The sequence below is a fragment of the Phenylobacterium sp. genome, from assembly GCF_031425575.1.
Lineage (GTDB): Bacteria > Pseudomonadota > Alphaproteobacteria > Caulobacterales > Caulobacteraceae > Phenylobacterium.
This window is the reverse complement of sequence record NZ_JANPJP010000158.1, coordinates 1-12,004: the sequence shown is the minus strand read 5'-3', so window position 1 is coordinate 12,004 and position 12,004 is coordinate 1. Positions and strand designations below refer to the sequence as shown.

General features: G+C 69.2%; 11 protein-coding genes. 6 read left to right on the top strand and 5 right to left on the bottom strand.

Going from position 1 to position 12,004, the window contains the following annotated elements; all coding sequences use genetic code 11:
* Positions 1 to 66: 66 nt before the first annotated feature.
* Positions 67 to 1,101, bottom strand: a complete 1,035-nt coding sequence (gene moaA, locus RMO97_RS09185; RefSeq protein WP_310540525.1) for a GTP 3',8-cyclase MoaA — start codon at positions 1,099 to 1,101, stop codon at positions 67 to 69.
* A gap of 62 nt (positions 1,102 to 1,163) precedes the next feature.
* Between moaA and RMO97_RS09180 the strand changes: the two genes are divergently transcribed.
* Positions 1,164 to 1,739, top strand: a complete 576-nt coding sequence (locus RMO97_RS09180) for a nucleotidyltransferase family protein (protein WP_310540523.1) — start codon at positions 1,164 to 1,166, stop codon at positions 1,737 to 1,739.
* On the opposite strand, the gene RMO97_RS09175 is transcribed toward RMO97_RS09180, so the two are convergent.
* Both RMO97_RS09175 and RMO97_RS09170 read right to left on the bottom strand, forming a co-directional pair.
* Positions 1,736 to 3,922, bottom strand: coding sequence for a xanthine dehydrogenase family protein molybdopterin-binding subunit (locus tag RMO97_RS09175; RefSeq protein WP_310540521.1), 2,187 nt, complete (start codon positions 3,920 to 3,922; stop codon positions 1,736 to 1,738). The two genes, RMO97_RS09180 and RMO97_RS09175, sit on opposite strands and share 4 nt — an antisense overlap.
* An 8-nt stretch (positions 3,923 to 3,930) precedes the next feature.
* Complete coding sequence (locus tag RMO97_RS09170) at positions 3,931 to 4,437, bottom strand: 2Fe-2S iron-sulfur cluster-binding protein (protein WP_310540520.1); 507 nt, start codon at positions 4,435 to 4,437, stop codon at positions 3,931 to 3,933.
* A gap of 129 nt (positions 4,438 to 4,566) precedes the next feature.
* Here RMO97_RS09170 and RMO97_RS09165 point away from each other — a divergent pair, with 129 nt between their 5' ends.
* The 5 genes from RMO97_RS09165 to RMO97_RS09145 all read left to right on the top strand — a co-directional run bounded on the left by RMO97_RS09165 (position 4,567) and on the right by RMO97_RS09145 (position 7,898).
* Complete coding sequence (locus RMO97_RS09165) at positions 4,567 to 4,923, top strand: c-type cytochrome (protein WP_310540518.1); 357 nt, start codon at positions 4,567 to 4,569, stop codon at positions 4,921 to 4,923.
* Positions 4,920 to 5,237 carry an MliC family protein gene (locus tag RMO97_RS09160; RefSeq protein ID WP_310540516.1) on the top strand — a complete coding sequence of 106 codons (318 nt, stop codon included), beginning with the start codon at positions 4,920 to 4,922 and terminating at the stop codon, positions 5,235 to 5,237. The genes RMO97_RS09165 and RMO97_RS09160 overlap by 4 nt, the downstream gene beginning before the upstream one ends.
* The gene (locus RMO97_RS09155; RefSeq protein WP_310540514.1) at positions 5,238 to 6,128 is read left to right on the top strand and encodes a bifunctional precorrin-2 dehydrogenase/sirohydrochlorin ferrochelatase; all 891 of its coding nucleotides are present in this window, start codon (positions 5,238 to 5,240) and stop codon (positions 6,126 to 6,128) included. It begins immediately after the preceding gene.
* On the top strand, positions 6,125 to 6,820 hold the full coding sequence (gene modB, locus RMO97_RS09150) for a molybdate ABC transporter permease subunit (RefSeq protein WP_310540513.1): 696 nt from the start codon (positions 6,125 to 6,127) through the stop codon (positions 6,818 to 6,820). The genes RMO97_RS09155 and modB overlap by 4 nt, the downstream gene beginning before the upstream one ends.
* A 70-nt stretch (positions 6,821 to 6,890) precedes the next feature.
* Positions 6,891 to 7,898: a phosphotransferase gene (locus tag RMO97_RS09145; RefSeq protein WP_310540511.1), complete on the top strand. Its 1,008-nt coding sequence runs from the start codon at positions 6,891 to 6,893 to the stop codon at positions 7,896 to 7,898.
* Positions 7,899 to 7,904: 6 nt separating this feature from the next.
* On the opposite strand, the gene RMO97_RS09140 is transcribed toward RMO97_RS09145, so the two are convergent.
* Both RMO97_RS09140 and RMO97_RS09135 read right to left on the bottom strand, forming a co-directional pair.
* Positions 7,905 to 9,572, bottom strand: a complete 1,668-nt coding sequence (locus RMO97_RS09140; RefSeq protein ID WP_310540509.1) for an MFS transporter — start codon at positions 9,570 to 9,572, stop codon at positions 7,905 to 7,907.
* A 249-nt stretch (positions 9,573 to 9,821) separates the two neighbouring features.
* Positions 9,822 to 12,004, bottom strand: a 2,183-nt coding sequence (locus tag RMO97_RS09135) for an ATP-binding protein (RefSeq protein ID WP_310540508.1), incomplete at its 5' end; no start/stop codon positions are given.

The window sequence follows — 12,004 nt, the reverse complement described above, 5'->3', positions numbered from 1 at the left end:
TCGAGGGTCCGCTCGCGCCAGCCGGCGATATCGCTCAGGCGCCCGAACAGCAGGACCTTGGCCAACCTAGCCCCCCGTGGTGGACATGTGCCGGGCGACGGCGGGAGCCGAGGACCGGACGATCTGGAAGTCATGGCCCTGGGGCTTGGCGTCCACGGCCAGGCGAATGGCGTCCTCCAGGCCGGCCTCGTCGGCGCCCGCGCGGATCACGGCGCGCAGGTCGCTGGCGTCCTCGCGGCCCAGGCAGGTGTGCAGGGTGCCGGTGCAGGTCAGGCGCACGCGGTTGCAGGCCTCGCAAAAATTGTGGCTGAGCGGGGTGATGAAGCCCAGCCGGCCGCCGGTCTCCTCGACGGTCACGTAGCGGGCCGGGCCGCCGGTGACGTGGTCGCTGTCGGTGAGGGTCCAGAAGCTTTCCAGCTCGCGGCGCACGTCCTTCAGCGACAGGAACTGGTCGGTGCGGTCGATCTCGATCTCGCCCAACGGCATGGCCTCGATCAGGGTCATGTCGCAGCCCCGGGCGTGGGCCCAGGCGATCAGGTCGGGGAGTTCACCGGCGTTGTCGTCCTTGAGCGCCACGGCGTTGACCTTCACCGCGATGCCGGCCGCCAGGGCCGCATCGATCCCGGCGATGACCTTGGCGAGGTTTCCGCCGCGGGTGAGCGTGCGGAACAGGTCAGGCTTCAGGGTGTCCATGGAGACGTTGATGCGGCGCACGCCGAACTTCGCCAGGTCGCCTGCGAACTCGGTCAGCCGGGTGCCATTGGTGGTGAGGGTCAGCTCGTCCAGGGCGCCGGACTTGAGGTGGCGCGACAGGTTCTCGATCAGGCCCATCACGCCCTTGCGCACCAGGGGCTCGCCGCCGGTGATGCGCAGCTTGCGGACCCCCAACTGAATGAAGCCCGAGGAAATCCGGTCGAGTTCTTCCAGGGTCAGGACCTGCGCCTTGGGCAGGAAGGTCATGTGCTCGGCCATGCAATAGACGCAGCGCAGATCGCAGCGGTCGGTGACCGAGACCCTCAGATAGGTCACGGTCCGGCCGAACCCGTCGATCAGGGCCGGGCGCAAAGGCGCTTGCGAGGGGGCGTCGTCATAGGGCGTCATAGGAGGCCTAACATAGAGGGGAACCACGGCGCGTGACAGGGGTAGGCGGATTTGAAGCGATCGTGCTCGCGGCCGGCGCCGGGACGCGGTTCGGCGGCGGCAAACTGCTGGCCTCCTATGGCGATGGCGTCTTGCTGGAGGGTGCCCTGCGCGCGGCCTTCGCGGCGCCGGTGCGGACCGTGACCGTGGTGACGGGCTCCGACCCCAGCCGGGTTGGCGCGGCGGTCATGGCCTATGCCCAGCAGGCCGGTCAGCATGAGCGCCTGAAGATTGTCCACGCCGCGGACCACGCCGAGGGCATGGGCGCCTCCCTGCGCCACGCCGCCGCGGCCCTGCCTGCCGATACGGAGGGGGTCTACGTCTTCCTCGGCGACATGCCGCGCATCCCGGTCTCGGTGCTGGAGCCGCTGGCCCAGGCCGTGCGCGACGGCGCCCCGGCCGCCGCCGCGACCTTCGGCGGCAAGCGCGGCCATCCGGCGCTGATCGGTGCGGCCCTGATTCCGCAGCTGCTGACGCTGACGGGCGACGCCGGCGCGCGGGCGGTGCTCCAGGGCCTGGGCGACCGGCTGGTCCTGATCGAGGCCCCTGACGACGGGGTGTTGTTCGACGTGGACAAGCCGGCCGATCTAGAGCCTTAGCCCTTCACGAAGGGCAGGCTCGTCGTCGCCTGGCCGTTCAGGGCCAGGAGGGCGTTGGCGACGGCGGGCGCGATCACCGGGGTGCCGGGTTCGCCGACGCCCGAGGGGGCGTTTCCGGAGGGGAGGATGTGGGTCTCCACCGTCGGGGCCTCGGAGTTGCGCAGCACCCGGTAGGTGTCGAAGTTGGTCTGTTCCACCACCCCGTCCTTCAGGGTGACCTTGCCGTAGAGGGCCGCCGACAGGCCGTAGCAGATGCCGCCTTCCATCTGGGCGGCGACCTGGTCGGGCGAGATGGCCGTGCCGCAGTCCACGGCGGTGACCACCCGGCCGACCTTGGGCTGGCCGTCCACCAGCTGAACCTCGGCCACCTGGGCCACCACGGTGCCGAAGCTCTCGTGCACCGCGACGCCGCGCGACCAGCCGGCGCTGGCCGGCTTGTCCCAACCGGCCTTCTCGGCGACGAGGTTCAGCACCGCCAGGTGACGGGTCGCGCCGGCCTTTTCATAGAGGGTCCGGCGATAGGCCACCGGATCCTTGCCGGCCTTGCGGGCCAGCTGGTCGATGGTGTGCTCCATGACGAAGGCGGTGTGGGTGGCCCCCACCGCGCGCCACCACAGGACAGGGATGTTGACGTCGGGCATCAGCACCTGGGCGTCCACCACCGGGGTGGCCTTCAGATAGGGCGAGCCCTTGGTCCCCTCGACAGTGGTCTCGTCGACGCCCTTGGTGGGCATGGGTGAACCCTTCATCAGGGTCTGGGTGACCACGCGGTGGCGCCAGGAGACCGGGTAGCCTTCCTTGTCGACGGTGATCTTCACGGCGTGGTGGGTGAGCGGGCGGAAGTAGCCCGCCGCCATGTCGTCCTCGCGGGTCCAGACCAGTTTCACCGGCCGCATCTTGCCCACCTTCTTGGCGATCTCGACGCACTCGGCGACATAGTCCGACTGGAAATTGGCGCGGCGGCCGAAGGAGCCCCCGGCGAACAGGGTTTCGATCTCCACGGCGCCGGGCAGCATGCCGACGATCTTGGCGGTGTTGAGCTGGTCCACCGTGGGGATTTGCGAGCCGAAGGTCAGCTTGGCCTTGCCGGCCCCAACCTGGGCCACGCAGTTCATTGGCTCCATGGCCGCGTGGGACAGGAACGGGAAGTCGTAGGTGGTCTCGAAGATGGTCCCGTTGACCTTCTTGGCGGCGTCGCCCTTGGTCTCGAAGGCCTGCCACTCGGTCTTTTCCGGCAGCGTCCCCTTGCCCGCGGCCCACTGGCGGTAGTTCGCGGCCATGGTCTCGGAGCTGGCCTTCTCGGCGCCGGCCTCGTCCCAGGTCACCTTCAGGGCCTCGCGGCCCTTGCGGGCGGCCCAGGTGTTCTGCGCCACCACGGCGACGCCGGTGGGGATCTGGTAGACCTCCACCACGCCTGCGACCCTCTTGGCCTCAGTGGCGTCGAAGCTGCCCACCTTGGCGCCGTAGCGGGGGGCGTGGGCGACCATGGCGACCAGCATGTCAGGAAGCTGGACGTCCTGGGTGAAGCGGGCGGTGCCGTCGCTCTTGGCCTGGGAGTCCTTGCGACGCACCCGGTCGGTCCCGATCAGGGTGAAGGTCTTGGGATCCTTCAGCACCGGGGCCTTAGGCGGCGCGATCTTCCCGGCCTCGGGCAGCAGCTGGGCGAAGGTCGCCGACCTGCCGTTCTTGGCGTGGCTGACGACGCTGTCCTTGACGGTGATCTCGCCGACAGGGGCGTTCCATTTGTTGGCGGCGGCCTCGACGAACATCGCCTTGGCGCCTGCGCCGGCCTGACGCAACTGGGTCCAGGAGTTGGAGATGGCCGACGAGCCGCCGGTGCCCTGCACGCCCATGCCGGTGTTGGCGTAGACCTTGGCGATGGCGGGCGCCTGCTCGACGATCACCTTGGTCCAGTCGGCGTCCAGCTCCTCGGCGACGATGGCCGCCAAGCCCGCATGGTTGCCCTGGCCGAATTCGATGTGCTTGGAGATCACCGTCACCGCGCCGTCGGCGCCGATCTTGATGAAGGGCCCGAAGGCGCCGAAGTCGTCCTTGGCGCCGACGCTGAGCAGGTCGCCGGGGGAGCAGCCCACCAGCAGGGCGCCGCCCACCAGGGTCGCGCCGACCACCAGGTCGCGCCGGGTGGCGCCTTGGGTTTCGCGGGGGGAGAGGATCTTGTTCATGTCCGCTCCTAGATCTTGGCCGGGGCGGCGGGCGCCGCGACGGGGGTGACGGGGACTGGGGCCGCTGCCGCCATGCCCGCAGCGTCCTTGATGGCCGCGCGGATCCGCTGATAGGTGCCGCAGCGGCAGATGTTGCCATCCATGGCGGCGTCGATGTCGGCGTCGGTGGGGTTGGGCTTGGCGGCCAGCAGGGCCGTGGCGCTCATGATCTGACCCGATTGGCAGTAGCCGCACTGCGGCACGTCGTGCTTCACCCAGGCCTGCTGAAGGGGGCTGTTCCCGCCCAGGCTTTCGATGGTGGTGATCTTCATGCCCGCCAGGCCTTCGATGGGCATGACGCAGGAGCGGATCGGCTGGCCGTCGGCCAGCACCGTGCAGGCGCCGCATTGGGCCACCCCACAGCCGAACTTGGAGCCGATGAGGCCAAGTTCATCGCGCAGCACCCACAGCAGGGGCGTGTCAGGCGTCGCCTTCACCGCCAACGGCTTGCCGTTCACGTCCAGTGTCATGGCCATGGGCCTGTCCCTCCCCGAATGAGATTCAACCTGCATCTTAACGTCGTTTAGTCACTGCGGTAAATGTCGCCGTCGTGGCGGGGCCGCCCGCGACGCGCTAGGTAGGGCGACAAGCTCTCCGGAGGTTTCATGACACGCCGTCTTCTCGCCGTTCTCGCCGTCACCGGCCTGCTGACGGTTTCGCCTGCCCTGGCCGCCGACGGGGCCAAGACATTTCAGCTTCAGTGCAAGACCTGCCACGGCGCCAAGAGCACGCCGATGGGCCCCAGCCTGGCCGGGGTGGCGGGCCGCAAGATCGCAAGCCTGGCCGACTACCGGTACTCGGCGGGCCTGACGGCCAAGGCTCCGGCCGTCTGGACCGACGCCAACCTGGATGCTTATCTCGCCGCCCCCACCAAGTTCGCGCCAGGCACGCGAATGCCCACGGGCCTCGCCGCGCCCGCCGACCGCGCCGCGGTGGTCGCCTATCTGAAGGGGCTGAAATGAGAACAGCGCCGTGGATCGCGCTCGCGGCTGGACTGGCCGTGGCCGGCTGCGCCACCGTCGCCCCTGAAGACGCCACCGACGCGCCCATGACCTATGCCTGCGGGGCCGGGAAGCGTTTCGTGGCGGCCTACGCCCTGGATGGGCGCATTGTACGGGTGACCGCCGGAGGTCAGACCACGACGCTGCGGCAGGTGAAGACGAAAAAGGGCGATCCTGTCTTCGCCGCCGGCAACGTAACCCTGACCACCAAGGGCGCATCGGCCGATCTGGACGGCGCCCCGGCCGGTCCCTACCGGAACTGCAGAACCGGCTAGGTGGACGCCTTCCCCGCCTACTTCCCGCTGGCCGGCCGCAAGATCGTTGTGGCGGGGTCGGGCGAGGCCGCGGAGAACAAGCTGCGGTTGCTGGCCTCGTCGCCGGCGACCCTGGTGCGGGTGGAGGGAGCCGACGCCTTCCTGACCGGCAGCTATTCCGGCGCCCTGCTTGTCTTCATCGACGGCGAGGACGAGGCCTTCGCCAAGGGCGCCGCCGCCGCGGCGCGGGCGGCGCGCGCCCTGGTCAATGTCGCCGACCGACCCGAGCTCTGCGATTTCACCACGCCCGCCGTCATCGACCGAGGCGAGGTGGTGGCGGCCATCGGCACGGGCGGCGCGTCGCCCATGCTGGCGACCATGCTGCGCAACGACATCGAGCAGCGGGTGCCGGAGGGTACGGGCCGGGTCGCGGCCCTGTTCCGAAAATTCCAGGATGACGTCCGCGCCAAGTTTCCCGAGCTGCACGCCCGGCGGGCCTTCCTGCGCGAGACCCTGTCGGGCGCGGTGGCGCAAGCCGCCCAGGGCGGTGACATGGAGAAGGCCCAGAGCCTGTTCCGCGACGCCATCGCCAAGGGCCCCAAGGCGGCCGGCAAGGTGCAGTTCGTCGCCGGACGCGGCCCCGCCGACCTGCTGACCCTGCGCGCCAGCCGAGCCCTGGCCGCCGCCGACGTCATCGCCGCCGACGACGCCGCCGACCCCGACATCCTGGTGATGGCGCGACGGGACGCTGAACGCATGACGACCGTCGAGGCCACGCCCCAGGCGATGATCGAGCTGGCCCAGTCCGGCCGCCGCGTGGTGCGGGTGGTGGTTCAGGCGCCGCCTGAAGAGGAAGTCCGGACCCTGGCCGCCGCCGGTGTGACGGTCGAGGTCCTGGCGTCGGCGACGTGACGGCCCTGACCCCTGACGATTGGGCGGCGATCTCGCTCTCCCTGAAGGTGGCGCTCGCCGCCACCGCCTTCGGCCTGCCCCTGGCGCTCGCCACGGCCCTGGCCCAGGCGCGCGGCAAGTTCGGGCTGCGGGTGCTGCTGGATGTCCTGGTGACCCTGCCGCTGGTCCTGCCGCCAGTAGCGACCGGCTATGGCCTGTTGCTGCTGTTCGGGCGGCGCGGTCCGATCGGAGAAGCCCTGGAGAAGGCGGGCGTTGTCTTCGCCTTCGACTGGACGGGCGCGGCCCTGGCGGCGGGGATCATGGCCTTCCCGCTGATGGTGAGGCCCATGCGGCTGGCCATCGAGGCGCTGGACAAGGAGGTCGATGAGGTGGCCCGGACCCTGGGCGCCCCACCCCTGGTGCGGTTCTTCCGAATAACCCTGCCGCTGGCCCTGCCCGGTGTGGCGGCGGGCGCGATCCTGGGGTTCGCCAAGGCACTGGGGGAATTCGGGGCAACCATCACCTTCGTGGCGGCCATTCCGGGGGAGACCCTGACCCTGCCCGCCGCCATCTATGGCGCCACCCAGTCGCCGGGCGACGAGGCCCGCGCCGGCATGCTGTGCCTGGTGGCCGCCGCCATCGCCATCGGAGCGGTCTTGGTCTCTGACCTGGTGGGGCGGCTGGCCACCCGGACGTCCCGAGGCGCACCCTAGGTTTTTGTCCGGGTAATATTGACTGGATATTATATCCGGGTAAAAGATGGCGCTTCACCGGAGCCGTCCCATGTCCCTGCCGCAAGTTTATCGTCCCGCCGTCGACCGCGCCCTGACGGCGGCGTTCGGCACGACGGAGATGGACAGCGTCGTCACCGTCGCTGGCGGTCTCTCCGGCGCCCTGACCTATCGGATCCGTGTCGGGGGCGTCGCCTATCTGCTGCGGGTCGAGACCCAGCGCGACGGCTTCAAGGACCCCCATCGCTGGCATCCGTGCATGGCCATCGCCGCCCAGGCCTGTCTGGCGCCCCGCGTCCGCTATGCCGACGCCACCGACGGCGTGGCGATCATGGAGTTCATCTCGGAGCAGTCCTGGGCCGCCGACTACGCCGGGACCCGCAACGACCTGATTGTCGAGGCCGCCCAAGGCGTCCGCGCTCTCCACCATACACAGGCCTTCCCGCCCCTCGTCGACTACATGGAGGGCATGGACGCGGTCTGGTCGGGGTTCCTGGCCACCGGCCTGCTGGCCGAGGCGGCGACTGCGGAGCTGCTGGAGCGATACGGCCGGGTTCGCGCGGCCTATCGCACCGATCCCGCCGACCTGGTCTCCAGCCACAACGACCTGAACCCGCGCAACATCCTCTATGACGGGCGCCGGCTGTGGTTCATCGACTGGGAGAGCGCCTTCCTCGCCGACCGCCACGTGGACCTGGCGACCCTGGCCAACTTCATCACCCATGACGCGGGCGAGGAAGACCTGCTGCTGGCGACCTATTTCGGCCAGGCGCCGGACCCTCGGCAGCGGGCGCGGCATCTGGTGATGCGGCAGGTGAACCACCTGTTCTATGGCCTGATCATGCTGACCGCCGTGGCGCGGCTGCGTCCAGGCGAACGGGCGTCCGGCGGCCTGGACCGGCCGTCGCTGGCGGAGATCCACCAGGGCATCGGCGCCGGAACCTTCGTCCTGGAGGGCTGGGACGGCCAGGTCGCCTACGGCCGGGCGCGGCTGGCCCAGGCCCTGGCGGGAATGAAGACGCAGGCCTTCGATCAGGCGGTCAGCACGCTGACCGCCTGACGGGCGCTAGTCGTGCAGGGACCGCTTGTTGGTCTCCGGCAGGAACAGCAGGCAGGTGACCACCGAGATCGCCGTGAAGGCGAAGGGGTACCAGAGGCCGGAATAGATGTCCCCCACCGCCGCGACGATGGCGAAGGCGGTGAAGGGCACGAAGCCGCCGACCCAGCCGGTGCCGATATGGTAGGGCAGGGACATGGCGGTGTAGCGGATGCGGGTGGGGAACAGCTCCACCAGGCAGGCGGCGATAGGGCCGAACAGGGACGTGGCGGCGATCACGAACACCATCAGCACGCCGAATACGCCGGGCAGGTTCATCCGCGCCGGATCAGCCTTCTCGGGATAGCCGGCGGCCTTCAGCCCGCCCTTGATGCGGCCCTCGATATCGGCTTTCGCGGCCTTGGCGGCGTCCTTGGAAAGGCCGGCGATGGAGCCTGACTCGATGAAGGTCTCGCCGATCTTCACCTGAGCCTTGGCGCCGGGCGCGCCCTCCTGGTTCTTGTAGGAAACGCCCGCATTCGCCAGCGTGCCCTTGGCGATATCGCAGGAGGAGGTGAAGGCGGCCTTGCCGACGGGATCGAACTGCAGCGAACACTCGGCCGGGTCGGCCACCACCACGATGGGGGTGCGGGCCTCGGCCTCGGCGAGGGCCGGGTTGGCGGTCTTGGCCAGCATGTGGAAGCCGGGGAAGTAGGCGGCCAGCATCAGGGTCATGCCAAACAGCATCACCGTCTTGCGGCCCACCTTGTCCGACAGCCAACCAAAGAGGACGTAGAATATGGCGCTGACCGCGGTGGCGGCCATCATCAGCATGTTGATGGTTTCGGCCGGGACCTTGAGGAACTTGTCCAGGAAGGTCTGGGTGTAGAAGAAGGCCGTGTACCAGACGGCGCCCTGGGCGAACATGATGGCCACCAGGGCCAGGAGGACGATCTTCAGGTTCTTCCAGGTGCCGAAGGCCTCGGTGAAGGGCGCCTTGGCGATCTCGCCTTCCTCTTTCATCTTGGCGAAGGCCGGGCTCTCGGAGAGCTTCAGGCGCATGAAGATCGAGATGACCAGCAGGCCCGCCGAGAACAGGAACGGAATGCGCCAGCCCCAGGCGTCGAAGGCTTCGGGCCCGAAGTAGCGGCCCACCACCACCCGGGTCGCCAGGATCACCAGCAGGGCGCCGAACAGGCCGAAGGCGGCGGAGGTCTGCACCCAGCTGGTGGACCGGCCCCGCGCGCCGGGGGGCGCGTGCTCGGCCACATAGATGGCCGCTCCGCCGTACTCTCCGCCCAGCGCGAAGCCTTGCAGGATGCGCATCAGCACCAGCAGGGCCGGCGCGATGATCCCGACCTGGGCGTAGGTGGGCAGGAGACCGATGGCTACGGTGGCGCCGCCCATCAGCACCACGGTGAAGAGGAAGGCGCCCTTGCGTCCCACCCGGTCGCCGATGCGGCCGAACACCAGGGCGCCGAGCGGCCGGAAGGCGAACCCCGCGCCGAACAGGGCGAGCGCGGCGATATAGCCGGCGGTCTCGGGCAGCCCTGAGAAGAAGGTCTTGGAGATGACCTGGGTCAGGCTGCCGAAGACGAAGAAGTCGTACCACTCGAAGGTGGTCCCGGCGGCTGAGGCGCCCACCACGGTGCGCAACGAAGCTTCCTTCGGCGCCTTGGCCTCTTCAACTGCCGCCATACGTCTCTCCCCCGAGCTCTTGGTGGCCAAGGTCTAGCATTGGCTTGTGCGGCGTTGGAAGCCGTTCGCTGAGGGCTGGCGAGGATGTCGGTGAGAACATGCCCCTCCCCCGCTCGTCCGGCGAAGGCCGTGATCCAGGTGAAGCCCACCATGGGCCGAGGCGGAACCGCAAGTCCGACTGGTGGATCAGATCCTAGGCGCGGGAGGTGAGCCTGGGTCCCGGCCTGCGCCGGGATGAGCGGATCTTAGTTAGGCCACCGCCTCTTCGGCGAATTCGGCGGGCGCGCTCAGCCGGGCGATCTCGGTCAGCAGGGCCGCCGGCGAGATCGGCTTGCCCACGACGCCGTCCATGCCGGCTTCCAGGTAGGACTGGTGCTGATGGGACAGGACGTTGGCGGTCAGGGCTACGATGGGGGTCTGGGCCACCGGACCGCCCAGGGCGCGGATGCGGCGGCAGGCTTCAAGGCCGTCGATGCCGGGCATCTGGACGTCCATCAGGATCAGGTCGAAGTCCCCGCCGGCCGCGGCCTCGACACCCAGCAGGCCGTCCGCGGCGGTCTCGACGCTGGCGCCCAGGTTTTCCAGCAGCTTGGTGGCGATCATGCGGTTGGTGGAATTGTCTTCCACCACCAGGATGCGCAGGCCCTCCAGCACCGGTTCGCCGGTGTCGGCCATGGCCACGATCGGCTCGGCGTTGGGGGCGGAAACCTCAAGCCAGAAGACCGAGCCCTGGTGCTCTACCGAGGTGAAGCCCACCGCGCCGCCCATCATCTCCGCCAGCTTCTGGGTGATGGCCAGGCCCAGGCCCGAGCCGCCGAACTTGCGGGTGGTGGACGCGTCGCCCTGGTCGAAGCGCTGGAAGATGCGGCCCTGGGCGTCGGCGGGAATACCGACACCGGTGTCGGCGATCTCGAAGCGCAGCACCCGGCCGGCGCCGGTGTTGTGCAGGGCCGCGCGTATGGTGATCGACCCCTCCAGGGTGAACTTCACCGCATTGCCCACCAGGTTGAACAGCGCCTGGCGCAGGCGAACCGGGTCGGTGCGGACCCAGCCGAGATCGGCCAGACCCTCGAGCTTCAGCTCCAACCCCTTGGCCTCGGCCTGGGGCCGCAACAGGCGGACGACCCCCTGGATCAGGGCGGCGGGATCGACGGACTCTTCGGCCAGGGCCAGGGCGCCGGCCTCGATCTTGGAGAAGTCGATGACGTCGTTGAGCAGCTCGGCCAGCATCTGGCCGCAGGACAGCGCCTCCTCCAGCATCGCCCGTCCGTCCTGGCTGAGGTTCTCGGTCTTCAGCAGGTGCAGGACGCCCATCACTCCGTTCATCGGCGTGCGGATCTCGTGGCTCATATTGGCCAGGAAGGCGGCCTTGGCCTCGGCGCCGGCCTGGGCGGCCTCCTGGGCGTCAATGAGGGCCAGCTCCTGGCGTTTGCGCTGGTCGAAGTCGTGCACCAGGCCGACGCCCTTGAGCCAGCGGCCCTTGGAGTCGCGCTTGAGGTGGTGGAAGACCCGCATCCAGCGAGCCTCGCCGGAGGGCGTCATGATGCGGGCCTCGAAGGCCTCGCCGGATTTCCGCGTCTCGCCGTTGATGTCGAGGAAGGCCTGGCGCACGCCGGCCATGTCGTCGGCGTGGAACTTGGGGAAGTTGAGCTTGAGCGCGTCTCTATAACTGCGTGAGGAGCGGCCGATCAGCTTCTTGAATTCCGGGCTGGCCCAGAAGGTCTTGTTGACGTGGTCGATCTCATAGACCCCGGCGTCGGCGGCGCTGAGCGCCACCTTCAGGCGCCGCGCATTGGTCTGGGCCGCGCGCCGCGCGCTGGCCACCGCAGAGATGTCGTCCACATAGGCCAGCATGCCGCCGATCTCGCCGGAGGCGTCCAGCCAGGGTCGAACCTCCCAGCGCACCCAGTGGCGGTTACCCTGGCTGTCGGTGAAGCGGTCTTCCTTGCTCGACACCACCTCTCCCTCGAGAACCCGGCGCTGGGCGGCCAGAAACTTGCGCGGTACGTCGGGAAAGACCTCGTCGAGCCGCCGGCCCAGGTGTTCGCGATGCCCCAGACCGAAGGCCTGACGCCAGCGGTTGCTGATCATCAGATAGCGCAGGTCGCGGTCGAACATGGCCACCGCGAAGGGGGCGTTCTCGATCAGCTGGCGAATCTGCCGCTCGGCGGCCACGGCCGCGTCGCGGGCGGCGACCATCTCGGTGATGTCCTGCGACATCCCCTTGAGCGCGAAGACCCCCCGTGGTCGGGATTCGCAATGGAAGGTGGCGCGCCAGGTGGACCAGCGGCCGTCCTTGTTGCGCATTCGGTGCTCGAGGGTCTGAGGAACACCCTCCAGGATGCCGCGGTTGAAGGCGGCCAGGACGGCCTCTGTCTCGTCGGGATGCAGGATCCCGCGGAAGGCCTCGGCGCTTCCCATCTCGTCGCGGC

Coding starts and splice junctions, on each gene's coding strand:
- moaA (WP_310540525.1), bottom strand. CDS start 1,101: ATGACGCCCTATGACGACGCCCCCTCGCAAGCGCCTTTGCGCCCGGCC.
- RMO97_RS09175 (WP_310540521.1), bottom strand. CDS start 3,922: ATGAACAAGATCCTCTCCCCCCGCGAAACCCAAGGCGCCACCCGGCGC.
- RMO97_RS09170 (WP_310540520.1), bottom strand. CDS start 4,437: ATGGCCATGACACTGGACGTGAACGGCAAGCCGTTGGCGGTGAAGGCG.
- RMO97_RS09165 (WP_310540518.1), top strand. CDS start 4,567: ATGACACGCCGTCTTCTCGCCGTTCTCGCCGTCACCGGCCTGCTGACG.
- RMO97_RS09160 (WP_310540516.1), top strand. CDS start 4,920: ATGAGAACAGCGCCGTGGATCGCGCTCGCGGCTGGACTGGCCGTGGCC.
- RMO97_RS09145 (WP_310540511.1), top strand. CDS start 6,891: ATGTCCCTGCCGCAAGTTTATCGTCCCGCCGTCGACCGCGCCCTGACG.
- RMO97_RS09140 (WP_310540509.1), bottom strand. CDS start 9,572: ATGGCGGCAGTTGAAGAGGCCAAGGCGCCGAAGGAAGCTTCGTTGCGC.